Consider the following 23,304-nt stretch of genomic DNA (forward strand, 5'->3'; position numbering starts at 1 on the left):
GGGGTTCGTACGAGGGATACGGATGATCAGGAGTCACAGGGCGGGCCGCGCCGCCGATTCGCGCGCACGACGTCCAGGTAGTGGGCGTTCTGGACGTACGGCGTGCGGGGGAACGTCCGCGCCGGCGTCGAGACCGGCAGCGGCGTGAGCCTGCGGGGGATCAGGCGGGTGACGGCGGCGAACAGCCTGAACAGGGCGTTCTCGGCGTGGAAGAGCAGCAGCCCGGTCAGCGTCGCGGCGACGAGGTGCGCCACGAACATCTGCCAGGTCAGCGTGTTGTTGTGCTCGTGGTTGACCCAGGTGAGCAGCAGGTGCTGCGCGAGCTGGGCCGTACCGAGCCCGGCGATGACCGAGAGCCTTCCGGTGCGCTTGTCGGCCAGCGATGCCGCCGCGAACGCGATCAGCACCACCAGCGGCAGCGCGTGGACGAACTCACCGATCTCGCCGCCGCCCAGCCCGTGGGCGGCGATCGTGAGGGCCGCGGACGTCAACGCGAGCGCGGCACCGCGAAGGGTGCGCAACTCATTCGTCCGTGTACTCACGAGGATTGAGGGTAATCGGAGGAGTTTGGTCTGGTCCACGAACGGGTAGTCCGGGCCGCATGACCGTTCAATGCGACAAGCCGGGGAAGACCGACCGGGTAGTTTTCGGCGTTGCCGCAGGTCTCACGCTTGCGTTCGTGACCTGGGGGATCGTCGGTACTGACTCGTTGGCCTCTGCTTCGAAGGCCGCGCTCGGCTGGATCATCCAGCATCTCGGCTGGGCTTTTGTGCTCTCGGCCACTGGTTTCGTCGTCTTCGCGCTGTGGCTCGCGTTCAGCCGGTACGGGAAGATCCCGCTCGGCCAGGACGACGAGAAACCCGAGTTCAAGACCGTGTCCTGGGTCGCGATGATGTTCAGCGCCGGCATGGGCATCGGGTTGATGTTCTACGGCGTCAACGAGCCGCTCACGCACTTCGTGACGCCGCCGCCCGGCTCCGACGGGGACCCGTTGGAGACCGCGATGGCGACCACGCTCTTCCACTGGACGCTGCACCCGTGGGCGATCTACGCCATCGTCGGCATCGCCATCGCGTACAGCAGCTTCCGCCGGGGCCGGTCCTCGCTGATCAGCTCGGCCTTCGCGCCGCTGCTCGGCAAGCGCGCCGCCTCCGGCTGGGGCAGGGCGATCGACGTCATGGCGATCTTCGCGACGTTGTTCGGCTCGGCGGCGTCGCTGGGCCTCGGCGCGCTGCAGATCGGGTCGGGCCTGCAGGCCGCCGGCTGGGCCGGTGACGTGGGCAAGGGCGTGCTGGTCGCGATCATCGCGATCCTGACCGTGGCGTTCGTCGCGTCCGCCGTCTCGGGTGTCGCCAAGGGCATCCAGTGGCTGTCGAACATCAACATGGTGCTGGCCGTGACGCTGGCGCTGTTCCTGTTCGTCGTCGGACCGACGATCTTCATCCTCAACCTGGTGCCCACGGCGCTGGGCGACTACTTCCGCGAGCTCGCGACCATGGCCGGCCGCACCGCGGCCTCCGGTGGCGACGCGACCGAGACCTGGCTGTCCGGCTGGACGATCTTCTACTGGGCGTGGTGGATCTCGTGGACGCCGTTCGTCGGCATGTTCATCGCGCGCATCTCGCGCGGCCGCACGATCAAGCAGTTCGTCGCCGGCGTGATCCTGGTGCCGTCCGCGGTCTCGCTGGTGTGGTTCGCGATCCTGGGCGGCACGGCGATCTTCGAGCAGCGGTCGGGCGCGGACATCGCCGGTCAGTCGACGCCGGAGTCGCAGCTCTTCACGCTGCTGGGCCAGTTCCCGCTGGCGGCGGTCGCCGGTGTGGTCGTGATGATCCTGGTCGCGATCTTCTTCGTGTCCGGCGCCGACGCGGCGTCGATCGTGATGGGAACGCTCTCGCAGGAGGGCACCATCGAGCCGAAGAAGCCGGTGGTGATCTTCTGGGGCGTGCTGACCGGTGCCGTCGCCGCGGTGATGTTGCTGGTCGGCGGGTCGAACGCGCTGACAGGACTGCAGAACCTCACGATCATCGTGGCTCTGCCGTTCATGGTCGTGATGGTCGGCTTGTGCATCTCGCTCGCCAAGGACCTGCGTTCCGACCCGATGATCAGGCGTGAGGAACGCGTCGCCGAGGTGATGGAGGAGGTCACCGCGCACCTCGACCCCGGTCAGGTGGTCGAGGAGGCGGCGGTCAGGGCGGTCGCCGAGGTGACCGGGAAGGTGCCGAACGTCAGCGAACGTTCAAACGCCTGAGCAATTCCTGCTCCAGCACTTCCAGATCTGTCGCGACGGCCCGGTGCGCTGCTTTGCGCCGGGCCGTCGGCATGCGTTCGGACGCGCGGACGGCGGCGAGCAACTGCGCGAGCCGCGCCTCGGTCTTCGAAACCCAATCGGAATCTGCCGCCCGGACCGTCTCAAGCGACTCCGAAAAGCCGACAATTCGCGCGTGCAGCCGGGCTCCGTACCCGGAGTACTTCCCGATGTCGGCGACGTCGATACCGAGCCTTCGAGCGCGATAGCGGTCGTACTGCTCGCTCAAAACCCCAGCTCCGCGGGCGATCACCGGGGCCAGCACCGGAATGAGCGCGGGAGCCACCACCTTCGCGACACCGACCAGGTTCTTCGCCCTGCTGGGCGTGAAGCCGGCCTTCGCTTTGCGCGCCATTCGGGTACACCTCCTCCGTCACGTGAAACTTACTGCCCAGGTTGCCGACACAGCAGGTGGACGCGCGACATACCCTGCATCCTGTGACTTCCCAGGTGCAGCTAGACGCCGGCGTGGTCACTCGTTGTCGGCGGCGGGTGCACCTCGAAAACGATCCGGAGATGCGCGACGCTCCCAAGGCGGCGCCGGATCCGGCTTCGGAGCAACGGAAAGCGGACGCGACGAACCACCGTCGCGCGGTGGCGGACGCGCTCGGAAGAATTGTCGGCTCGAATCTCTTCGAGGTGCCGAGCGGACCCGACGTGCGCAGTGCGGACCGCGAACGGGTGACGCTCGCGGCCATGGAGATGGGCGCGCAGTACATCTGGGGCGCCGCGCTGCCGCGTGATCCGCGCGGTGGCCGTCGAGGCGGAATCGACCTGCTGGTCAAGGACACCACCGGCTACGTGCCGGTGCTCGTGGTCCGGCACAAGATCACCGACCCCGGCCACGGCGCGAAGACGAGCCCGTTGACGATGCCGTTGCCCGACGGCAGCCGCACGGACCCGCACCGCAAGGTCCGTCCCCAGCCCCGTGACCAGCTGCGACTGGCCCACGCGCAACGACAGCTGCAGGCCGCCGGCCACGCGAGGGCGGGCCGCGCGACCGGCGGCGTGATCGGCATGGACGCCGACGTGGTGCTGTGGCACGACCTCGAAGCCCCGACGTGGCCGGGCGGCCGCACGGCGCTGGCCGAGTACGACGCGCGGTTCAGCGACAGGCTGTCCGTGGCGCTGGCGGCGGCGAACGAGAAGGAACCGCTGGCCCGTCCGTCGCGGATCGTCGACTGCAAGACGTGCCCGTGGTGGCCGACCTGCGACAGCGATCTCAAGCAGGGCAGGGACGTCAGCCTCGTCGTGCGCGGCGAGGACGCGGTGGCGCTGCGCAAGATCGGCCTGTCCACAGTGGACAAGCTGGCCGAGCTCGACCCCGCGGCGCCCGGCCCGATCCAGCTCGTAGGCATGCCGTTCGGCGACGCCGTGGTGCTCGCGCGGGCGTGGCTGCGCGACCTGACACTGGTGCGCCGGGTGCCCGAGATGAGCGTGCCGCGCGCGGACGTCGAGGTCGACGTCGACATGGAGAGCTTCGGCGACCTGGGCGCGTACATGTGGGGCTGCCTGCTGTCCGGAAAGGACATCGACGAACCCCACGGCTACCGCGCGTTCGTGACGTGGGACGCGCTGCCGTGCGACGACGAGGCCCGTTCGTTCGCCGAGTTCTGGACCTGGCTGACCGGCATCCGCCTGCGCGCCAAGGCACGCGGCCTGTCGTTCCGCGCCTACTGCTACAACGAGCTGGCCGAGAACCGCTGGCTGCTCGCCTCGGCGGAGCGGTTCGCGGGCAAGCCCGGCATCCCGACCGTCGCGCAGATCAAGGAGTTCATCAACTCCGACTCCTGGGTGGACCTGTTCGGCATCGTCCGCGAGCAGTTCCTGTGCGCGCACGGCAAGGGCCTGAAGGTCATCGCGCCGGTCGCGGGCTTCTCGTGGCGCGACCCGGAGGCGGGCGGCGAGAACTCGATGCGCTGGTACCGGTCGGCCGTGGGGCTGAACGGCGACGCGCTCGACGTGGAGCAGCGGCAGCGGTTGCTGGAGTACAACGAGGACGACGTCCTGGCCACCCACCGCCTTCGAGAGTGGATGACCTCGGACGCCATGTCCCGCCTGCCGTACGCCGGAGATCTCTGACAGTACTGTCATCGCGTTGACAGCACTGTCAGCGCCCTAGCGCGGTGCCATGCGGAGAGCGCCGTCCATGCGGATGACCTCTCCGTTCAGGTAGTCGTGGTCGATGATCGAGAGCGCGAGCTTCGCGTACTCCGACGGCTGCGCCAGGCGCTTCGGGAACGGGATGCCGGCGGCGAGACCTTCGCGGAACTCGTCGGAGACCGTGGCGAGCATCGGGGTGTCGACGATGCCGGGCGCGATGGTCAGCACGCGGATGCCGACGTTGCTGAGGTCGCGGGCGGCCGGGAGGGTCATGCCGACGACGCCGCCCTTGGACGAGGCGTAGGCGACCTGGCCGATCTGGCCGTCGAACGCGGCGATGGACGCCGTGTTGATGATGACGCCGCGCGCGCCGTGCTCCAGCTCCTCGGTCTTGCCCATGGCCGCGGCGGCCAGGCGCAGTACGTTGAACGTGCCGATGAGGTTGATCTCGATGACCTTGCGGTAGAGGTCGAGGTCGTGCGGGCCGGACTTGCCGACCGTGCGCGTCGACGGGCCGATGCCCGCGCAGTTCACCGTGATGCGCAGCGGTGCGCCGGAGCCGGCGGCCGTGTCGACGGCGGCCTGGACCTGCTCGCCCGAGGTCACGTCGGCCGACAGGTAGGTGACGTTCTCGATCGCGTCGGCCTTCTCGATGGCGCCGGGCAGGTCGAGCGCGAACACCTGCGCCCCACGCTCCGCCAGCGCGCGTGCGGTCGCGCCGCCGAGGCCGGACGCGCCACCGGTCACGATGGCCGCGGTACCCGAGATCTCCATGCCTTCATCCTCCTCGAAGCGGACTGCTCGCGAGGAGGTTAACGCTCGTTACCGCGAACCCACACGGTCGGTCAGGTGGAGCAGGGCCACCAGCGGCACCGCTGCCAGGAGCGCGAGGCCGATGAAGATCGTCGCGGTCGTCAGAATTCCCATGCTCAGAACTGTGCCGTTCGAACGTGTTCGAAACATCGGCCGCGCCGGTAGACCTCTGGTAGGAGATCTGTCACGGTCGGCTACGACCAAAGTCGTACCCCTCTCAGGGTCTGCTCCGTTCGGGTGTGGGGCATGGGTCACTTGGAGTCACGCAAGATAGTTAGCCTCGCGTACCTTTATGGACGTGTTCACCACGCGCCCCGAACTCGTCGGCACCTTCGGCATGGTCGCATCGACCCACTGGCTGGCCTCCGCCTCCGCCATGGCGGTCCTGGAGGACGGCGGCAACGCCTTCGACGCCGCGGTGGCGGCCGGATTCGTGCTGCAGGTGGTGGAACCGCACCTCAACGGCCCCGGCGGCGAGGTGCCGATCATCTTCTCGGCTGCCGGAGCGGCCCCTCGGGTGCTCTGCGGCCAGGGCGTGGCGCCCGCCGGAGCGTCGATCGAGCACTACACCGACCTGGGGTTGGAACTGATCCCCGGCAGCGGGTTGCTGGCCGCGACCGTGCCCGGCGCGTGGGACGGCTGGCTCACCCTTCTGCGTGACCACGGCACCAAGACTCTGCGTGAGGTGCTGGACCGGGCGATCGGTTACGCGCGCGACGGCTTCCCGTTGGTCGAACGCGCCGTGCACACCATCGGGATGGTCTCCGACCTCTTCCGCGACCACTGGCCGACCTCGGCCGCGCAGTGGATGCCCGACGGCGTCCTGCCGGCCCCCGGTGGCCGTTTCCGCAACCCGAAGCTCGCCGACACGTGGGAGTGGCTGCTGGCCGCCGCCGAGGCCGCAGGGGCCGACCGCGAGGCGCAGATCGAGGCCGCGCGCCGGGCTTGGTCGCAGGGGTTCGTCGCGGCGCAGATCGACGAGTTCTGCCGCTCGGAGTTCCGCGACGACTCGGGCCGTGATCACGCCGGCGTGCTGACCGGTTCCGACATGGCGTCGTGGGAGGCGTCGTACGAGGACGCCGTCGTCGCCGACTTCGACGAGTGGTCGCTCGTGAAGGCCGGCGCGTGGACGCAGGGACCCGTTCTGCTGCAACAGCTCCGGCTGCTGGAGGGCCACGACCTGTCCTACGTGGACGGCAAGCCCACCGCGCAGACGCTGCACCTGGCCGTCGAGGCCGCGAAGCTCGCGTTCGCCGACCGCGAGGCCTGGTACGGCGACGCCCCGGACGTGCCGCTGGAGACCCTGCTGTCGCGCTCGTACGCCTCCGAGCGCCGTGCGCTGATCTCCGAAGAGGCTTCCTTCGAACTTCGTCCCGGCTCACCGGACGGCCGGGAACCGTTGCTGCCCAAGCACATCACCAGCGGACCCTCCGCGTTGGTGTCCGACCCGACCGGTGCGATCGGCGAGCCGACCGTGGAACGCTCCGGCGTGACGCGCGGCGACACCGTGCACGTGGACGTCGTGGACCGCTGGGGCAACATGGTCTCCGCGACCCCGTCCGGCGGCTGGCTGCAGTCGTCGCCGACGATCCCGTCACTCGGCTTCTGCCTCGGCAGCCGCGCCCAGATGTTCTGGCTGGACAAGGGCCTGCCGAACTCGCTGGCTCCCGGCAAGCGCCCGCGGATCACGCTCTCACCGTCGATGGCACTGCGCGACGGCCGTCCGGCGCTCGCGTTCGGCACTCCCGGCGGCGACCAGCAGGACCAGTGGCAGCTCGGCTTCTGGCTGGCGCACCGCGCGGGCCTGAACCTGCAGGAGGCGATCGACTCGCCGATGTGGCACTCGAACGCGTTCCCGAGCTCGTTCTACCCGCGGGCCTGGACGCCGGGTGAGCTCGTCATCGAGTCCCGAGTCGGCGCGGACGTGCTGGAGGAGCTGCGGTCACGCGGCCACCAGGTCGTGGACGCCGGCGAGTGGACTCTCGGCCGGATGTCCGCGGTGGCAAGGGATTCCTTCGACGGACTCCTGCGCGCCGGGGCGAACCCGCGCGGCACGCAGGGCTACGCGGCAGGCCGCTAGCCGTCGACGACCTTGGTGCCGTCGTGGATCACGTCCACGTTGCCACCGAAGTTGTGCAGCGTGCTGACACCGGCGGCACCGGCGACGTCGCTGACCTTCTCGACCGGGTCGACCTGAGGGATCTCCGGGCTCGCGCTCGCGCTGCCGGCCATCGCGGCGAGAGCACCGGCGGCGATCCCGGCGGAAGCGACGAACTTCTTGATGCTCACGGCGTTCCGCTCCTGGAGGTCCGGAGAAAGTGGAACGGCGCCCGATTCGAGGGGGAGGGAATCGGGCGCCGCCCCGGCCAGGGAAGTCTGGTCAGATCAGGTGTCTGGTCAGATCAGGTGTCGACGCGGATCAGATGTCGACGTGAGCGAAACCGCTCGGGTTGCCCTGCGGCTCGTTGAGGCCGAGCAGCGTCGCGGCCGGCAGGCCCGTGGCACCGGCGTCGACGTTCTCGACGAGCGCGGTGACGTCGCCGTCCTGCGCGTTGATGGCCTGGATCTTGCCGTTGACGTCGGAGGTGTCGACCTTCGCGAGGTCGCCGACGGTCGCGATGTCACCCAGCTGCCCACCGAGGTCGGGCTGCGTGTGCGCGGTGGCGTCCGCGGTGTCGGCCATAGCGGTACCACCCAGGCCGAGCATGAGGGCGGTGCTGCCGAGGGCGACAGCGGCCCCCGCGACGGACTTCCTGAGGTTCATGGGCGCGAACGTTTCGTGTCCGGGCCCTCTACATCAAGCTGCGTAACTCAGGAGAGGGAAGTTCTTCATCCTTTGGAGGGACGCCACTCCATCCCGACCGTGCAAACGCGGATGTCGTTCCGCCACACCGTGATCGCGTACGTGCCCGCTTTCGTTTCAGTGCGCGCCAGGAAGTCGACAGCGCATTCGAGGGTGTAGCGGCGACGCCACTCCTCGCCTTTCTTTATGTACCAACCGTGGTCGAGAACTTCCTCGACGTGGTCGAGGTCCAGCGCGCCGCCGGACTGCCGGCGGTGGTACTCGATGCGGTGGAGGTGGTCCATGACCAGGACGTTCCTCACTGCACCCGTGGAGTGAGAATCTCAACTTCCGGATCCTGCCTCTACCGTTTGGACCGTGGCTGAACCCACGTTCCGGCAGAAGCGCCTAGGCGAGGCGCTCCAATTGCTGCGCGAACGTGCGGGCATGAGCCAGAAGGAAGCCGCGGACCGCCTCGACTACAACGTCCCCAAGCTCAGCCGCATCGAGAACGGCCAGGTTCCCGACATCCACGCGATGCGCGCGATGTTGGACATCTACGGCGTGATCGGCGACGAGGAGACGCCGTACGTCGAGATGTGGGAACTGGCCAAGGAAAAGGGTTGGTGGCGCGCCTACAACCTCGACGGGTACGGCTACCTGAGCCTGGAACACGACGCTTCGCGCGTCCGGGAGTTCCAACTCGGCTACATCCCAGGGCAACTGCAGATCGTGCAGTACATGCGTGAGTTGTTCGCAGGCTCCGTGACACAGCGATCAAAGAAACGGATCGAAGACGACATCGCTATCCGCGTGCGTCGGCAGCAGCGCTTGGTCAGCGACCGTCCGCTCCTTTTCCACGCGATCATCGCGGAGGCCGCCCTGCAGCGGGCCGGTCGGGAGCAGCTCCTGCATCTGGTCCAGACGGGTCGCCTTCCGAACGTCACCATCCAGGTGCTGCTCGACTCAGCCGGTCTGCACGAGGGGCAGAGCGGATCGTTCACAGTCCTGGACATGCCGTTCACCGGTGATCCGAAGGTCCTCTACATCGAGCACATGGGTGGCTCGATCCACATCGAGGACCCGCAGCGAATCAGGAGCGCTACGCTGGTCTTCAAGCACCTCTCGAAGTTGGCGATGACCCATGATGAGTCCGCCGCTTGGATCGAGAGGTTGGCTGAGAGGTAGTGATCAGGTGTCCACCTACTGGCGGAAGAGCAGTCGGAGTTCCGGGGGCCATGACGCCAACTGCGTCGAGATCGCCCTGAACGGCTCCGCCGCGCGCGTGCGCGACTCCAAGGGCCGGACGAGCTCCGAAATCGCCGCGCCGCACTGGGCAGCGTTCATCAGCGCCGTGAAGCGCGGCGACTTCGAAAAGAACTGACCGCTACCGACCGTCACTATTCTGGTCGTATTGGACACGCATTCCGGTGACCGAACGAGCCAGAACCTAGGCGATCGCTCCCGGCGGGAGCTTCAGCTTGAACGGCAGCGTCGTCACGACGGCCAGGTCGGAGGCCGTCGCCTTCATCAACGTGGGAGCGTTGCGCGCGCCGGGTTCAGGCAGGTCCAGCAGCCTGTCCACGGCCTCGACCAACGGGCCCTCGTAGATCCACACGGCCTGTGCCGGGCGAGCCGAGTCGCGGACCGCGGGCAAACGCCCCGCACGCGCCTCTGTCTCCGACCAGAACAGGATCGAGTCGATGAAGCCTCTGCGCTGCTTGAACGCCATGATCCTGTCGAGCTGCCCGGCGTCGTCCCTCAGGTGGAGGAACTGAAAACCGCTCTCGCGCAGCTCGATGACCTTGTTCAGTGCGTGGTCCATGGCGCACCTACCCCTGTGAGGTCCCCTTCGGGTGACTGATCAGTCATACGACCCGAAAGGATCGTACGTTAAGTCAACGTTCCGCCGTAAGACGTACTCCGAACGAGTATCTCAATTGGTGGACGTCTGTGGCGCAGGGTAATCGTTCGTCTTCTTGGAAGAGGAAACGGCCAGGAGCACCGTCACGGTTCGCACCAAGAACGCCAAACCGCCCAGTGTGACTAATGTCACGGTGATCAACATGTGCTGCCTCCGGATGGGTGACCTACACAGTTAGACGTCTAGCACTGCCCGGGGGTTGTACGTACCCGCCACGCCGTGGGTGGGCGGTCAGGCAGAATCCCAGGCGTGGACTTCGAGGGTGTGAAGAAGCAGGCTCTGGCCTTCCGGCAGGAGCTCCTCACGCGCAAGGAGCAGCTCGACGTCGACTTCAGTTGGTACCCGTACGACACGATGGCGAACATCTTCCACCTCGACGCCATGCTGACCGGGGAGCGCCGGGATCTGTTCTCGCAGATCGAAGGCCGCACGGTCGCGGACGTCGGTGCGGCGGACGGCGACTTCGCCTTCTTCCTGGAGCAGCGGCTCGGCTGCTCGGTCGACCTGATCGACAACCCGCTGACGAACTTCAACGAGGTGCGTGCCGCGCGGCGGTTGCGGGAGGAGCTCGCCTCCGAGGTGCAGATCCACGAGATCGACCTCGACACCCAGGTCAGGTTGCCGCGCGACCACTACGACATCATCTTCTTCCTGGGAATCCTGTACCACCTGAAGAACCCGTACTACGTGCTCGAAGAGCTGGCGAGGCGCGCCGACCGCCTGGTGGTGTCGACGCGGATCGCGCAGCTCTCGCCGGACCACGGCACCGACTTCGCGCACCTGCCGGTGGCGTACCTGCTCCACCCGACCGAGGCCAACGACGACCCGACCAACTTCTGGATCTTCTCGGAGGCGGGGCTTCGCCGGATCTTCGAGAGAACCGGCTGGGTCGTCGAGGACTACGTCAGCCTCGGTGCCACGGAAGGCTCCGATCCCGCTCACGGCAACCGGGACGAACGCGCGTTCGCCCTGTTGCGCAGCACCCGCCGATGAACAGCGCTGGAGACAGACACATGGAGTTGGACCGCCGGATCGAGTGGACCGGGGAGCGCCTCGTTCCCTGGACCGACGACTTCCAGTTGGTGTACGAGCACTACCACCGCTACGCGCTCGCGCGGGACTTCGCCGCCGGCAAGCGGGTGCTCGACCTCGCCAGCGGTGAGGGCTACGGCGCGGCCATGCTCGCCGAGGTCGCCGCGGAGGTGGTCGGGGTCGACATCGACGCGCCGTCGGTCGAGCACGCGCAGGTCAACTACGGCGGCTCCGGGGCGAGGTTCGTCGTCGGCTCCATCACCGACACCGCGCTGCTCGCCGACGCGGGCCGGTTCGACGTGATCACCTGCTTCGAGGCGATCGAGCACGTCACCGACCACGAGTCGCTGATGGAGCTGATCCGGACGCGGCTCGCTCCCGGCGGGTTGTTCCTGGTCAGCACGCCGGACACCGACGTCTACAGCCACGAGCACCACAACGACAACGAGTTCCACGTCAAGGAGCTCACCGAGCGCGAGCTGGGCGAGCTGTTGCGGGGGCGGTTCGCGAACGTCGCGATGTTCCGGCAGAACTTCGCCGTCGGGTCGGTCATCACGGCGACCGGTGACGTGCAGGGCGCGGTCGTCGGGCACACCGCGAAGTCGGACGGCGAGAAGCACTCGGTCGAGCCGGGGATGCCGCACACCTACCTGTTCGCGGTGGCGTCGGACGCCGAACTGCCCGCGTTGCCCGTCGCGGCGGTCATGCTCGACCCCGAGCAGACGCTGGTCCAGAAGAACACCGACCAGCTGCACGCCCTGTACGCCGACAGCCGGGCCGAGGTGGAGCGGCTCAAGGCGACGATCCGCGAGCTGGAACGGCTCCGCCAGACCGAGGAACGGGACAAGCTCGCCGCGCAGGAGTCGGTGGGGGACTCGCAGGCCGAACGCGAGCGCCTCTCCGGAGAGCTGCACCGGGCGCTGCGCACCGGCGACCGGGCGACGGCGATGGTCGAGTGGATGCAGGACTCGTCCGCCGCGCTCGAACAGCGCGCGGTGCGGGCAGAGGCCGAGGTGCAGCAGCTGCGCAAGCAGGTCGACGAGCAGAACGCGCTGGTGCAGCGCGCGCTCGGCAAGTACCGCAGCGTGGTGGAGAAGGTGGCGCCGCGCGGCAGCACGTTGCGCGACGGCTACGAGAAGGCGCTCGGCCGTCAGCCCGGTGTCGTGCCGGCGCAGCCGGTCGAGCCGAGGACGCCCGTCGCGGTCCACACCAGTGAGAAGCCGCTGGTCAGCATCATCATCCCGGTGCACGGCAAGTGGTCGTACACGCGGCAATGCCTGCTGAGCATCAACAGCGTGCACTCCACGGTGCCGTTCGAGGTCGTCGTGGTCGACGACGCCTCACCGGACGACAGCGCAGCGAAGCTCGCGGAGTGCCCCGGTGTCCGGCTGGTCCGCACGCCGCGCAACCTCGGGTTCATCGGCGCCTGCAACCTCGGTGCGGAGAAGGCGCGCTCCGAGCTGCTCCTGTTCCTCAACAACGACACCGAGGTGACGCCCGGCTGGCTGGAGGCGATGGTCGAGACCGTCAACTCGGACGACCGGATCGGCCTCGTCGGCGCCAAGCTGGTCTACCCGGACGGCTCTCTGCAGGAGGCCGGCGGCATCATCTGGTCGGATGCGACCGGCTGGAACTACGGCCGCAACGGTGACGCGAACGACCAGGCCGTCAACGTCCTGCGCGACGTCGACTACTGCTCCGGCGCCGCGATCCTGGTGCGGCGCGACCTCTTCGAGCGGGTCGGCCGGTTCGACACCCGGTTCGCGCCCGCCTACTACGAGGATACCGACCTCGCGTTCGCGATCAGGGCCTCCGGGCACCGGGTGGTCGTGCAGCCCAAGGCCGTGGTCGTCCACCACGAGGGCATCTCGCACGGCAAGGACGTCGCCACGGGCGTGAAGCGGCACCAGGAGCTCAACCGCACGGTGTTCGCGGAGAAGTGGGCCGACGCGCTCAGCCGCCAGCTTCCGGGCCCGAGCGAGGCGAACCTCTGGCTCGCCCGCCAGCGCGACCCGTTCGACCGCGGTGGTCCGCTCGTGCTGGTGATGGACCACCAGGTGCCGCTCACCAGGATGGACTCCGGGTCCGTGCGCATGCGCGCGGTGCTGGAGGAGCTCGTCGGCCTCGGCTGCCGCGTGGTCTTCTTCCCCGCCAACGGTGGTGAGCACCAGCCGGACACCGACGAGCTGCGCCAGCTCGGCGTCACGGTGCTCACCCAGAACGAACGGCAGTGGCAGTTCGTGCGCGAGGCGGCCTCCGAGCTGTCGTTCGCGTTGCTGTCCCGGCCGAACGTCGCCTGGATCATGCTCGAGGAACTGCGCACGCGGGCGCCGCAGTGCGTCATCGCCTACGACACGGTGGACCTGCACTTCCTGCGCCTGGAGCGGCAGGCGGCGGTTGCCGAGCGCGACGGCGAACCGGCGACCGCGCTCGGGTTGCGCCGCAAGGCGGCCGCCGCGCGCGAGCTGGAGCTCGGCCTGGTGCGGGCGACCGACGTGACGTTCGTGGTGTCCGAGGCGGAGCAGGACCTGCTGTGGCAGCTGGTGCCGACCGCCGACGTGCGGGTGCTGTCCAACGTGCACGCCGTCGACTGGACACCGTCCTCTGTGGACGGTCGCACCGATGTCGTGTTCATCGGCGGGTACGACCACGTGCCGAACCGCGACGCGGCGCAGTGGCTGGCCAAGTCCATCATGCCGTTGGTGCGCAAGCAGATCCCCGACGCCGTGTTGCGCATCGTCGGCTCCAACCCGACGAAGGACGTCGAGGCGCTGCACGACGAGGACGCCGGCGTGGAAGTGGTCGGGTTCGTCGCCGACCTCGGTCCTGTCTACGCCCAGGCGCGGATCACGGTGGCGCCGTTGCGCTACGGCGCCGGGGTGAAGGGCAAGATCGGGCAGAGCGTCAGCGAGGGCGTGCCCGTCGTCGGCACCACCCTCGCGCTGGAAGGCATGCACCTCACGCCGGAGCAGGACGTGCTCGTCGGCGACACCGAGGAGGACATCGCCGCGGCGATCGTGCGCCTCCTGCGCGACGACGACCTCTGGTACCGGCTCTCCCGTTCCGCTAAGGAACAGGTCGCCGCCCAGTTCGGGCCGCAGGTCGCGCGAGCCGTGCTGGAAGGCCTGCTCAAGTAGGACCACGTGAAGAAGGGCCCCGAGAACGTTCTCGGGGCCCTTCTTCACATGCGTGCGATCCCTTGCGGGATCAGGAAACGCGTTCGAGCCAGAGGCTGCCGCCGCCGAACGACCGGCGGCCGGGCAGTTGCAGCGCGTTCGCCACCAGGTTCGCGTGGCGGTGGTGCGCGTACGCCGAGCCGTAGAGGACGCGGAAGTCCTTGTTGTACATGAGGAACGCGCGCACCAGGTACTGCTCGTTCCAGCTGCGGTTCTCGGTGATCACCCAGTCGTGCGGGTACTCCGTCGGCAGGAAGATGTCGTGGATGTGGATCCGGACACCGGGGCGCAGCCGCGGGATCACCTCGAAGTACAGGTGGTTCACGTCGCTGCCGGTCTTCGCGACGTGCGACGAGTCGATGAACAGGATGTCGCCCGCCTCCAACTCCTCGAAGACGCTCATCGGGACGTCCTGCACCTTCGCCTGGATGAGGCGCGAGATGCCGTCGAGACCGTCGTTGAGGAACGCCCGCGGGTACGGCTCGACGCAGGTGAACTCCAGCGAGCCGTCCAGGAACCGCCGGTTCACGTCCGCCACGAGCAGCGACGAGAACCCGGAACCGACCTCGATCATCCGCTTGGGCCGCCAGTGCCGCAGCAGCACGAAGAGACTGCGGGCGTCGAGCCAGCTGAACTGCGAGTTCTTCGTGTAGAAGTCGGTGAGGTCCGGCGTCTCCTCCAGCTCCTCGGGGTAGTCGTACGCCCCGAAGTACTTGGGGAAGAGCTCCGTCAGGACGTGCTCGTGCATCTCGTCGTTGAAGTCGATGCCCAGCACTTCCGGCTGCGACGGCCACAGGCGGTGTGCCTGCATGGCCAGCTCGGCCGGATCCGTGACGGGCGAGTAGAAGTGGCCGTTCGGGTGCGACGCGTTGATCACCCGGTTCACCGCACCGTCGGAGGTGCGAACTCGACCTGGTTCTTCAGCAGTTCCTTGAACTGGTTCTCCGCCGAGGAACCCGACTCGGAGGTGAAGACCTCCACGACGATCATCTTGTTGTAGTAGACGTAGGTGGCGCGCAGGACCTTCTTGGCGGGGTCGGTGACGACCTTGACACCCTTGTACGAGAGGTCCTTGTTCTCCTTCAGCGCGGCCTGGTCCTGCAGGTACGCGGCGACCGTCTTGCTCGCGGCGGCCTCGTCCGTGACCGCCATGGCCATGATGCTGAGGGTGTTCTTGTCGTCGACCGACGTGGAGAGCGTCGCCTCGGTCATCCCGCCGGCGGTGAGCGCCTCGGTGGTCTTGCCGACCATCAGCTTCTGCGCCGCCATCTTCGGCAGGTCGAACTGACCGCCACCTGCCCGCTCGATACCGGGCAGCGGGCCGAACACGGAGTCCGCGGTCGCACCGGCGTCCGGCTTCTTCGCCGGCGGCTCCGGGATCGGCTTCGTCGTCGGCGTGGCCGGCGTCGAGATCTGCTCGGGCGGCGGCTGGGCCTCGTTGTCCTTCTTGCCGGTGAAGTAGAAGAAGCCCGCCACGCCGAGGCCCGCGAGGAGCAGCACGACGATCACGATGCCGACGATCTTCTTGCCCTTGCCCGACGATCCGCCCGCCGAGTCGAAGACCTCGGGACCCTGGTTCCACGACGGCGTCGAGAAGGAGTCGTCACCACCCGTCAGCCACGGCGGGGGCGGTGCGCTCCCGCCGCCCTGCTGCTGCCAGCCGCCGCTCTGGGGGAACTGCTGCGGCTGGTTGTAGTTGGGGTGGGGCGTACCGCCGCTGTTCGGGACCACCTGCGTGGCGTCCGGGTTCGGGTTCGCCTGCGCACCGCCGTTGACCGACACGACCTGGGTCTTGTCGGAGTTCTGCGCGGGCTGCGCCGTCTGCTGGGGCGGCACGGGCTGGATGTACTGCGTCTTCTCCGGGGCCTTCTCCGTCGCCGGCGGCACCGCCTGCCACTGCAACGGCCGCGGAGGGGCGAAACTGCCACCCTGCGGTGATGAGGTGTCACCGGACAGCAGAGCATCGCGGCGCTGCCGGTACTCGTCGGCGGACACCCGGCCGCTCGCCAACTCAGCGTCGAGCTTCTGCAGCTCGTCCTGCCAACTCACAGTAGCCCCCTGCTGACGCGTCCAACATGAAACCGCGTCATTGTCGCACCTGCTCACGAGAGACTTCGGGCAGAGGGTAGTTGTTCCGGCGAATCGATCCGGATGGTTCGCAGATGCAGTTATCGTCTCGTAGTGATGGGGGGACGTATGCCTGTTTCTGATCTGCCGACTGGGGGAAGGGTTCGGGCGGTGTCTTCCAGGCGGCCCTTCACGCAGGGGTTCACGTGGGTGCGCCTGATCGCGGCGTTGTGGGTGGTTTTCTGTCACAGCGCGCCGCTCGCCGGTGCGTCGATCATGTACCCGGGATGGTTCTTCGTGCCCGAGCACATGGGCCTGACCGCGTTCTTCGTGCTCAGCGGCTACCAGATCGCGGGTTCGTGGGCGGACGACCCGTCGATCGGCCGTTTCGTGTTCAAACGGTTGCTGCGAATCCTGCCGCCGTTGATCGTCATGTCGATGGTCGCCGCACTCGTCATTGGCCCGTTGGTCACGAACTGGCCACTCGACTACTACTTCGACGCGTCGAAGACGTGGGCCTATGTGCTCAACAACGCGACGGTGTTGAACCTTCAGCACACGCTTCCCGGTGTTTTTGATTACAACCCGTATCCGTACTCGGTGAACGGTTCGATCTGGACGTTGCCGATCGAGCTGGTCGGATACGTGATCGTCCTGATTCTCGGTGTGGTCGGCGTGATCAAGCGCTGGCGTTCCGTGACGGTCGTTCTGCTCGTCGCCGTCATCGCGTTCAACGTCTGGCTGGCGCTGGACCCGCGGACGGGCACCGCGCACTGGCTGCAGCTGTCGCTCGGCAGCACGGCGAAGTTCATGATGCCGTTCGTGCTCGGCGTGACCCTGTACGCCTACCGCGACAGGATCCCGTTGTCGCCGAAGGTGGCCGGCGCGCTGGTCGCGGTCCAGCTCGTGATCAACGCGACTGCGGCCGGCGAGTTCCTGACGACGCTCACCATCGCGTACGCCGCCCTCACGCTGGCCGCCCGCTGGCCGGAGCGGCTCGCGGCGCGCGACAAGGACTGGTTCAGCTGTTCGTACGGCACCTACCTGTACGGGTTCCTCATCCAGCAGACGCTCGCGTACCTGGGCGTGTGGGACAAGTGGATGCTCGCCGTCCTGGCGGTGCCGCTCGCCTATGCGGCCGGCCTGACGTCGTGGCACCTGGTGGAGAAGCCGACCATGAAGCTGCGTTCCCTGCTGCCGAAACCGGCCAGGACGCCGGTGCCCGCCCTCGTGCGCGAGGTCGCGCCGACCTACTGGCATCCCGCCCAGAGCCGATAGGGGATCGTTTCGGTGAGCGCCAAGGTCGAGTTCTTCGCCGACGTCGTGCAGACCGGCACCGTCCTCGGGCTCGACGCGAACCTCGGCCCGGACGTCGCGGCCGAGGTCATGGGCGGTCTGGGCGGTGAGAACCGCAGCGGTCGCACGTACCTGCGGTCGTACGGACTGGTCGAGGTCGGCTGGTACCTCAGGCAACGCGAGTTGGGCTGGCAGGGCGTGCATCTCGCCGTGCAGGCGCATCGGCTCAAGTACGGGGCCGACTGGCTGGACGACGCCGTGGCCGCGAAGTACGGCCGGTTCGACGGGCTGCTGATGTTCGACGAGTTACAGGCCGAGCTCGCGTCTCGCCGGGTCGAGCTCGTGAAGATCGGCGGGCCGGAGTTCGGCAACCAGCAGTACTGGCAGCCGGACGCCCAGGTCACGTTGTACGTGGGGGTGGATCCCGAGTTCGGTCCTGGCAGCGTGCAGAAGGTCTTCACGGCGTTCGGGCAGGACCTCAGCATCTCGTTCCGCGGTGATCACCGGGTCGTGTGGCGGCAGGTGAAAGCGGTTGCCGAGATGCCGGAGGAACGGCGGATTCGCTGGGCCACAGAGGAAAGTCCAGAGGACTTCCGGTCGTGGTGGCGTTACTGCACAAGGCTTGCGGCCGGGACGACGGCGTCGCACGACGAGGTGTCCGAGCGGGCCAGGTTCGTGGAGCTCGTGTTCTGGATGTGGGAGCACGGCCTGCGCGAAGGCGTGTACACGGCCAAGGAAATCGCTTACCTGCGCGCCGAGTTCGTGGCGCGGCTGGAAGAGCTCTACCCGGAACTGGCGCTGCCGAGCCACGACGAGGTGGTCGGCGCTTGTCTCGACCACGTCGGCGAACCGATGAGGCGGGACGACAAGAACCTCGTCGACGCGGCCCGGTTGTTGCGGCACGGGCTCACGGACACCAGCAGGTTCGACGCGGTCTACGAGCGCCGCAGGAACGGCTGATCAGCAGAAGATCAGACCGCACGGCTTCGTGGTCGTCGTGGTGGTCGGTCTTGGACGCGTGGTCGTCGTGGTCACCGGTGGCGGCGCATTGGTCGTTGTGGTCGTCGTGACCGCGACCGTCGTGGTGGTCGTCTTCGTCGTAGTTGTTGTCTTGGAAGAAGAAGACGGCTGCGACGACGAGCTGGACGCCACTGTCTGTGACGGAGGCTCGGATTCCGTCGGGAGCAACGAAGGCGTGTTGATGAGCGAGACGCGCGCCGGTCTGTCGTTGCCGGGATCTGCCGGATCGCCCGCTCCGAGCGATCCGACATACGTCCCGAGCACGCCGAACGCGGCGACGACAACGCCGACGACAGCCCCGGTTGCGAGCCGTGCAGGTCCACTCATCGCCGCGAACACTCGGATTGAGTATCTCGTTCACTCGATCGGGTCAAGCAAACCCGTGTTTTTCTACTCGTTCACACCTTTGTCACGGTGACGCCGACTACGCCCTGTGACAGGGTCGCGATCGTCTTGAACGCCTTGGGAGTCAGGTCGACGCACCGGCCGGAGATGAACGGGCCGCGGTCGTTGATCCGCACGGTCACGGTCTTGCCGTTGGACCGGTTCTTCACCTTGACCTTCGTGCCGAACGGGAGCGTCTTGTGCGCGGCCGTCAGCTTGTTCGGGTCGAAGCGCTCGCCGCTGGCCGTCGTGCCGCCGCCGGAGTAGTAGGAAGCCTTGCAGGTCTCGGCAGAAGCCACGGGGGAGAAGAACACGGCGGTGGTGAGGAGCGACGCGAGCGTGAGGCCGGCGGCCGCGAGGGTCTTTGTCATGTTGCAAGCAACTCACCCCGCGGCAAAGAGGCGCCTAACGCTCGCCTAACCGGGGAACTGCTCGGCCGCGGACACGAGCAGCTGCCAGTCGCCGTCCGGCAGGGTCCGCAGCCGGTCCAGCAAAGCGGACATCCTGGACAGCAACTGAGGGTGATCGGTCCAGAAGGAGTGATCTACTCTCAGTAGAGCCGCGAGCAGGTCGCCGGGGTACAGCGCGAACGACCGCAGCGGGTCGCCCTCCACGTGTTCCAGGGCCAGCAGCGCTGTCACGTCCAGCCCCACCTGGTGCGTCACGAGCAGGTGCAGCGACGTCGGCGTCAGCTGTCCCACCGGCAGGTCGCGCAACGCGCACAGGTCCCGGTAGAGCTGGGTCGACGACGAGTCGGGGCTGCCCCAGTCGTCCTCGCTGAGGTGCGCCAGCGTTCTGTCGCGGTCCACGCACCCATGGTCCCCGCAAACCGTCGCGCTAGCGGGCCGACGGAGGCAACGGTTCGGCATTGGGCGACTGCCAGCCCACCCGGACGAGCACCTCGCCCTCGTGCACCAGTGCCTGGGACGCGAGGCCCCACACGGTCGAGGCCAGCAGCACGGCGCTCACGGCCTCGCCCGCGCTCAGCCAGTCAGGCCCCAGCACCCGCAGCAGGACCCCGTTGCGCCGCGCCACGAGCTCCAGCTCGCAGTTCTCGGCGCGGGCCGCGTGCAGCAGCCACGTCAGCGCCGAGTCCGGCACCTCGCCGGGCAGGTAGGGCCGCGGATCGGCCCTGCGCAACGAGATCGCGGCCGCCGAGGCCACCTCGCAGCGGAACGCGTCGAGCTCCCAGCGCGGGTGCACCGACGCGACCTGGCCGTCCGGCTGGGGCGTGCGCAGCACGTGGCAGTCCCAGCCCATCGCCGACAACGCGACCCGCACGTGGTGAAGCACCGCACCACACGCGAGCAACGCCGTCTGGTCCGTGCGTGTGGTCACGAGCTCAAGGCACTCGTTGCCGTTGCGCCATCGCCACGGCGGAACGATGTCGAACGACGGTGCCCTGGCGGCGAGCTTCAGGACTTCTTCCACGGTTCCCGCGTCTGGTGTGCGCACGCTGGTCCTCATCCGGCCAGCCTGTTCCCGCCCGGTTGCACGGCGCCTGCGTCACGACTGCGCCGCGGCGATCACCGAGGCCACGGGCATCGCCGCACCGCGCGAGAAGTGCTCCTCGTACTCCTCGGGGCTCAGAGCCTGACGGCACAAGGCCACGCATTGGTCGTGCGACGCCGCGAAGTTCGCCGACCCGAACAACGGCAACCCGACCGACTGCCACACCCGGTCCGCGCCGCCCAGCAGCAGCGCGGCGTGCGACGCGGAACCGGTGATCACCGAGATCAACGCCAGCAGTTCGACGGACACGGCGATGCCCAGCAGGTCGTGGAACTGCTCCTTGATGCGCAACGCGGTGGTGGCGAGCTCGCGGGCCTCGGCGACGTCACCGCGTCCCATCGCGACGAAAGCCAGTACGTACAACGCGAACGCGCGCGCCCACAGCTCACCGTTCTCCTCACACACGACCCGCGCCTCGGTGCAGATCTCCGCCGCACGGTCCAGTTCGCCGCCGAACGCCACGGTGATCGCCAACGCCACCCGCGCCATGACCACGTTGCTGTCCAGGTGTCCGAGCTCGGCGTGCCGGCGGTCGGCCTCGGCCAGCAGCCGCGCGCCCAGCGGCAGGTCGTCGTCGAACACGGCCGCCGCGCCCTGCACGTAGGTCGCGTAGACGTCGGCGTCCTCGTCCTCCAGCGCCGCGGCCTCGGTGCGGCACGTCTCCAGCAGTGCCGGCACCGCGGACGTGTTGCCCTGCAACGTCGCCAGGTACCCGGTGACCCACAACGCCTTGCAGCGCGCCCGTGACGGCTCGGTCTCCAGCGACAGCGCCCAGTTCAGCCAGTGCCGTCCCTCGGCGAACCGCCCGCAGCCGACCCAGTAGAACCACAGCGTCGACGCCAGTCGCAGGCCCGAGTCGGCCTCGCCCGGCGTTGTCAGCGAGTGCTCCAGCGCAGCTCGCAGGTTGCCGCGTTCGGCCGCCATCGCGCCGACGGTCGCCGCCTGCCGCGGCGTGAACCAGGCCCGTTCCCCTTGCAGGGCAACACCTGCGTACCAGTCACGATGGCGCGTCTTCAGCCGTGACTCGTCATCGCTCGCACGCAACCGCGTCTGCCCGAACTGGCGCATGGTCTCCAGCAACCGATAGCGCGCCACGCCCGCGTGTTCTTCGCGCTGCAGAACGGACTTGTCGACCAGTCCGTCGACCGCGTCGAACATGTAGTCCGCGGTCAGCGCGTCGTCCGAGCACACCGCCTCGGCCGCCGCGAGGTCGAAGCCCCCGGCGAAGACCGACGCGCGCGCCCACAGCAGTTGTTCACGCGGCGAGCAGAGGTCGAAGCTCCACTCCATGGTCGCGAGCAGCGTCTGGTGCTGCGGCAACGCGGTGCGCCCGCCGTCGGTCAGCACGCGGAACCGGTCGTCCAGCCGTTCCAGCAGCTGCGCCGGGGTCAGGGCGCGCACCCGCAACGCCGCCATCTCGATGGCCAGCGGAATCCCGTCCAGGCGGCGGCACAGGTCCGTGACGGCCTGCTCGTTCGCCGTCGTGATGACGAACGAACCGGGAATTGCCGCATCAGCGCGTTGGGCGAACAACGTCGCCGCCGGATACGGCACGGACAAGGGAGACACGGACAGGACCTGTTCGCCGTAGACGCGGAGCGCGCGCCGGGACGTGGCGATGACACGGAGATCCGGCGCCATCCGCAGCAGCGTGTCCACCAGGACCGCGCAGTGGTCCACGACGTGCTCGCAGTTGTCCAGCACCAGCAACGCGTCCTTGCCGGCCAGGAAGTCCGTGAGCACGCTCAGCTGCCCGCGGCCCGTCTGGTCGACCACGCCCAGCGCCTCGGCGACGGCGTGCGGCACGAGGGCCTTGTCGCGCAACGCCGCCAGCTCCACCAGCCACACGCCGTCCGGTGGCTGCTCACCGCGCGCCACGTGCATCGCGAGCCGCGTCTTGCCCACACCGCCGACGCCGATGAGCGTGACCAGCCGGTGCCGCCCGATCAGGTCGGTGACGTGCTCGGTCTCCGGGCGGTCCACGAAGCTCGACCGGTCGGCCGGCAGGTTGCCGCGCACCGGCACCGGCACCCGTTCGGGCAGGTCGAGGCGGGGGTCGGCGGTCAGCACGGCCTGTTCGAGGTCTTTGAGCCGCGGCCCGGGGTCGATGCCCAGCTCGTCGACCAGGACGCCGCGCGCCCGTTGGAACGCGGCCAGCGACTCGGCCTGCCTGCCGCAGCGGTAGAGCGCGATCATCAGCTGCTCCCACAGCCGTTCGCGGAACGGGTGCTGCTCGACCAGCGCGTTGACCAGCGGCGCCACCGCGGCGTGCTCGCCCAGCGCGAGCGAGCACTCCATCAAGTCCTCGGTCGCGTCCATCCGCAGGTCCGTGAGCCGCGCGGACTCCTGACGGGTCCAGTCACCCGGACGGCAGTCCGCGAAAGCGTCGCCCGTCCACAACGCGAGGGCCTCGCGCAGCATCTTCGCGGACTCCAGCGGTTCGTTGCTGTGCCGTGCTGCTGCGACCAGCGCCTCGAACCGTGCGACGTCAACGGTGTCCGCGGAGGCGTTCAGGACGTAGCCCGGCTCGCGGGTCGTGATCAGCTCACCCAGTCCGGCGTCGCGGATCTGGCCGCGCAGCCGCGCGAGCAGGCTGTGCAGGGTCTTCGTGGCGGTCGCCGGCACCTCGTCCGACCAGAGCGCGTCCACGAGCGCACTCCTCGGCACCGTCTCTCCCGGCTTCAGGGCCAGCCGCGCGACGAGAGTCCTCTGTCCCGCACTGCTGAGCTGCACTGCTCCGTTCGGACCGGTGAGTTCGAGCGGTCCGAGCAGCCGGATGATCACGTATTTGGTCCTGTCGTCAGCCCCCGACAAAGGCCATAACCGCGCCAAGATAGCGCAATGGAATTCGACCCGAGAATCAACGCCCAGCGAGTCACCGCCTATG

23 protein-coding genes are annotated in these 23,304 nt (G+C 68.3%); 10 read left to right on the plus strand and 13 right to left on the minus strand.

All coding sequences use genetic code 11. The annotated features are described in order from the left end of the window. Positions 1-26: 26 nt before the first annotated feature. Positions 27-542, minus strand: a complete 516-nt coding sequence (locus ACFWN2_RS29790; protein ID WP_382432960.1) for a hypothetical protein — start codon at positions 540-542, stop codon at positions 27-29. 59 nt (positions 543-601) lie between these two features. Here ACFWN2_RS29790 and ACFWN2_RS29795 point away from each other — a divergent pair, with 59 nt between their 5' ends. Beyond that, positions 602-2,251 (plus strand): BCCT family transporter, encoded by a 1,650-nt coding sequence (locus tag ACFWN2_RS29795; protein ID WP_382432962.1) that lies wholly within the window; start codon positions 602-604, stop codon positions 2,249-2,251. On the opposite strand, the gene ACFWN2_RS29800 is transcribed toward ACFWN2_RS29795, so the two are convergent. Then, positions 2,229-2,663 (minus strand): DUF6474 family protein, encoded by a 435-nt coding sequence (locus tag ACFWN2_RS29800; protein ID WP_382432964.1) that lies wholly within the window; start codon positions 2,661-2,663, stop codon positions 2,229-2,231. The genes ACFWN2_RS29795 and ACFWN2_RS29800 overlap by 23 nt on opposite strands. Before the next feature lie 83 nt (positions 2,664-2,746). Between ACFWN2_RS29800 and ACFWN2_RS29805 the strand changes: the two genes are divergently transcribed. Then, positions 2,747-4,390 (plus strand): TM0106 family RecB-like putative nuclease, encoded by a 1,644-nt coding sequence (locus ACFWN2_RS29805; RefSeq protein WP_382432966.1) that lies wholly within the window; start codon positions 2,747-2,749, stop codon positions 4,388-4,390. A gap of 36 nt (positions 4,391-4,426) precedes the next feature. Here ACFWN2_RS29805 and ACFWN2_RS29810 read toward each other — a convergent pair whose 3' ends face one another. Continuing rightward, positions 4,427-5,185, minus strand: coding sequence for an SDR family NAD(P)-dependent oxidoreductase (locus tag ACFWN2_RS29810; protein WP_382432968.1), 759 nt, complete (start codon positions 5,183-5,185; stop codon positions 4,427-4,429). Positions 5,186-5,522: 337 nt separating this feature from the next. On the opposite strand from ACFWN2_RS29810, the gene ACFWN2_RS29815 reads away from it, so the two are divergent. Then, positions 5,523-7,304, plus strand: coding sequence for a gamma-glutamyltransferase family protein (locus ACFWN2_RS29815; protein WP_382432970.1), 1,782 nt, complete (start codon positions 5,523-5,525; stop codon positions 7,302-7,304). Here the strand turns inward: ACFWN2_RS29815 and ACFWN2_RS29820 are convergent. From ACFWN2_RS29820 to ACFWN2_RS29830, 3 genes are all read right to left on the minus strand, one after another. Further along, entirely contained in the window at positions 7,301-7,513 is a 213-nt protein-coding gene (locus ACFWN2_RS29820; RefSeq protein WP_382432972.1) for a hypothetical protein, read from the minus strand. The two genes, ACFWN2_RS29815 and ACFWN2_RS29820, sit on opposite strands and share 4 nt — an antisense overlap. A 130-nt stretch (positions 7,514-7,643) precedes the next feature. Further along, complete coding sequence (locus ACFWN2_RS29825) at positions 7,644-7,988, minus strand: hypothetical protein (protein ID WP_382432974.1); 345 nt, start codon at positions 7,986-7,988, stop codon at positions 7,644-7,646. A gap of 65 nt (positions 7,989-8,053) precedes the next feature. Next, on the minus strand, positions 8,054-8,311 hold the full coding sequence (locus ACFWN2_RS29830) for a hypothetical protein (RefSeq protein WP_382432976.1): 258 nt from the start codon (positions 8,309-8,311) through the stop codon (positions 8,054-8,056). 73 nt (positions 8,312-8,384) lie between these two features. Between ACFWN2_RS29830 and ACFWN2_RS29835 the strand changes: the two genes are divergently transcribed. Together ACFWN2_RS29835 and ACFWN2_RS29840 are read left to right on the plus strand one after the other, a co-directional pair. Continuing rightward, entirely contained in the window at positions 8,385-9,194 is an 810-nt protein-coding gene (locus ACFWN2_RS29835; RefSeq protein ID WP_382432978.1) for a helix-turn-helix domain-containing protein, read from the plus strand. A gap of 7 nt (positions 9,195-9,201) precedes the next feature. Continuing rightward, complete coding sequence (locus tag ACFWN2_RS29840) at positions 9,202-9,390, plus strand: DUF397 domain-containing protein (protein ID WP_382432980.1); 189 nt, start codon at positions 9,202-9,204, stop codon at positions 9,388-9,390. Positions 9,391-9,456: 66 nt separating this feature from the next. On the opposite strand, the gene ACFWN2_RS29845 is transcribed toward ACFWN2_RS29840, so the two are convergent. Further along, the gene (locus ACFWN2_RS29845) at positions 9,457-9,831 is read right to left on the minus strand and encodes a hypothetical protein (protein WP_191302224.1); all 375 of its coding nucleotides are present in this window, start codon (positions 9,829-9,831) and stop codon (positions 9,457-9,459) included. Between the two features lie 348 nt (positions 9,832-10,179). On the opposite strand from ACFWN2_RS29845, the gene ACFWN2_RS29850 reads away from it, so the two are divergent. Together ACFWN2_RS29850 and ACFWN2_RS29855 are read left to right on the plus strand one after the other, a co-directional pair. Continuing rightward, positions 10,180-10,923 (plus strand): class I SAM-dependent methyltransferase, encoded by a 744-nt coding sequence (locus ACFWN2_RS29850; RefSeq protein WP_382432982.1) that lies wholly within the window; start codon positions 10,180-10,182, stop codon positions 10,921-10,923. 20 nt (positions 10,924-10,943) lie between these two features. Beyond that, positions 10,944-14,099, plus strand: coding sequence for a glycosyltransferase (locus ACFWN2_RS29855; RefSeq protein WP_382432984.1), 3,156 nt, complete (start codon positions 10,944-10,946; stop codon positions 14,097-14,099). 70 nt (positions 14,100-14,169) lie between these two features. Here the strand turns inward: ACFWN2_RS29855 and ACFWN2_RS29860 are convergent, their stop codons facing one another. Further along, positions 14,170-15,024: a class I SAM-dependent methyltransferase gene (locus ACFWN2_RS29860; protein ID WP_382432986.1), complete on the minus strand. Its 855-nt coding sequence runs from the start codon at positions 15,022-15,024 to the stop codon at positions 14,170-14,172. Then, positions 15,021-16,187 (minus strand): hypothetical protein, encoded by a 1,167-nt coding sequence (locus tag ACFWN2_RS29865; protein ID WP_382432988.1) that lies wholly within the window; start codon positions 16,185-16,187, stop codon positions 15,021-15,023. The genes ACFWN2_RS29860 and ACFWN2_RS29865 overlap by 4 nt, the downstream gene beginning before the upstream one ends. A gap of 189 nt (positions 16,188-16,376) precedes the next feature. Here ACFWN2_RS29865 and ACFWN2_RS29870 point away from each other — a divergent pair, with 189 nt between their 5' ends. The 3 genes from ACFWN2_RS29870 to ACFWN2_RS29880 are packed head-to-tail and all read left to right on the plus strand — an operon-like array spanning position 16,377 to position 18,939. Further along, positions 16,377-17,483 carry an acyltransferase family protein gene (locus ACFWN2_RS29870; protein WP_382432990.1) on the plus strand — a complete coding sequence of 369 codons (1,107 nt, stop codon included), beginning with the start codon at positions 16,377-16,379 and terminating at the stop codon, positions 17,481-17,483. A 12-nt stretch (positions 17,484-17,495) separates the two neighbouring features. Continuing rightward, entirely contained in the window at positions 17,496-18,461 is a 966-nt protein-coding gene (locus ACFWN2_RS29875; RefSeq protein WP_382432992.1) for a hypothetical protein, read from the plus strand. A gap of 28 nt (positions 18,462-18,489) precedes the next feature. Next, on the plus strand, positions 18,490-18,939 hold the full coding sequence (locus tag ACFWN2_RS29880) for a hypothetical protein (RefSeq protein ID WP_382432994.1): 450 nt from the start codon (positions 18,490-18,492) through the stop codon (positions 18,937-18,939). On the opposite strand, the gene ACFWN2_RS29885 is transcribed toward ACFWN2_RS29880, so the two are convergent. Genes ACFWN2_RS29885 through ACFWN2_RS29900 form a run of 4 tightly spaced genes read right to left on the minus strand, consistent with a single transcriptional unit; the run spans position 18,920 to position 23,201 of the window. Next, entirely contained in the window at positions 18,920-19,276 is a 357-nt protein-coding gene (locus tag ACFWN2_RS29885) for a septal ring lytic transglycosylase RlpA family protein (RefSeq protein WP_382432996.1), read from the minus strand. The genes ACFWN2_RS29880 and ACFWN2_RS29885 overlap by 20 nt on opposite strands. Positions 19,277-19,321: 45 nt before the next feature. Further along, positions 19,322-19,714: a contact-dependent growth inhibition system immunity protein gene (locus ACFWN2_RS29890; protein ID WP_382432998.1), complete on the minus strand. Its 393-nt coding sequence runs from the start codon at positions 19,712-19,714 to the stop codon at positions 19,322-19,324. Positions 19,715-19,742: 28 nt separating this feature from the next. Next, positions 19,743-20,372: a hypothetical protein gene (locus ACFWN2_RS29895; protein ID WP_382433000.1), complete on the minus strand. Its 630-nt coding sequence runs from the start codon at positions 20,370-20,372 to the stop codon at positions 19,743-19,745. Positions 20,373-20,411: 39 nt separating this feature from the next. Then, positions 20,412-23,201: a BTAD domain-containing putative transcriptional regulator gene (locus ACFWN2_RS29900; RefSeq protein WP_382433002.1), complete on the minus strand. Its 2,790-nt coding sequence runs from the start codon at positions 23,199-23,201 to the stop codon at positions 20,412-20,414. Between the last annotated feature and the right edge of the window lie 103 nt (positions 23,202-23,304).

The organism is Lentzea sp. NPDC058436 (assembly GCF_042721515.1).
GTDB lineage: Bacteria > Actinomycetota > Actinomycetes > Mycobacteriales > Pseudonocardiaceae > Lentzea.

Coding starts and splice junctions, on each gene's coding strand:
- ACFWN2_RS29795 (WP_382432962.1), top strand. CDS start 602: ATGACCGTTCAATGCGACAAGCCGGGGAAGACCGACCGGGTAGTTTTC.
- ACFWN2_RS29800 (WP_382432964.1), bottom strand. CDS start 2,663: ATGGCGCGCAAAGCGAAGGCCGGCTTCACGCCCAGCAGGGCGAAGAAC.
- ACFWN2_RS29810 (WP_382432968.1), bottom strand. CDS start 5,185: ATGGAGATCTCGGGTACCGCGGCCATCGTGACCGGTGGCGCGTCCGGC.
- ACFWN2_RS29825 (WP_382432974.1), bottom strand. CDS start 7,988: ATGAACCTCAGGAAGTCCGTCGCGGGGGCCGCTGTCGCCCTCGGCAGC.
- ACFWN2_RS29830 (WP_382432976.1), bottom strand. CDS start 8,311: ATGGACCACCTCCACCGCATCGAGTACCACCGCCGGCAGTCCGGCGGC.
- ACFWN2_RS29845 (WP_191302224.1), bottom strand. CDS start 9,831: ATGGACCACGCACTGAACAAGGTCATCGAGCTGCGCGAGAGCGGTTTT.
- ACFWN2_RS29855 (WP_382432984.1), top strand. CDS start 10,944: ATGGAGTTGGACCGCCGGATCGAGTGGACCGGGGAGCGCCTCGTTCCC.
- ACFWN2_RS29885 (WP_382432996.1), bottom strand. CDS start 19,276: ATGACAAAGACCCTCGCGGCCGCCGGCCTCACGCTCGCGTCGCTCCTC.
- ACFWN2_RS29895 (WP_382433000.1), bottom strand. CDS start 20,372: ATGAGGACCAGCGTGCGCACACCAGACGCGGGAACCGTGGAAGAAGTC.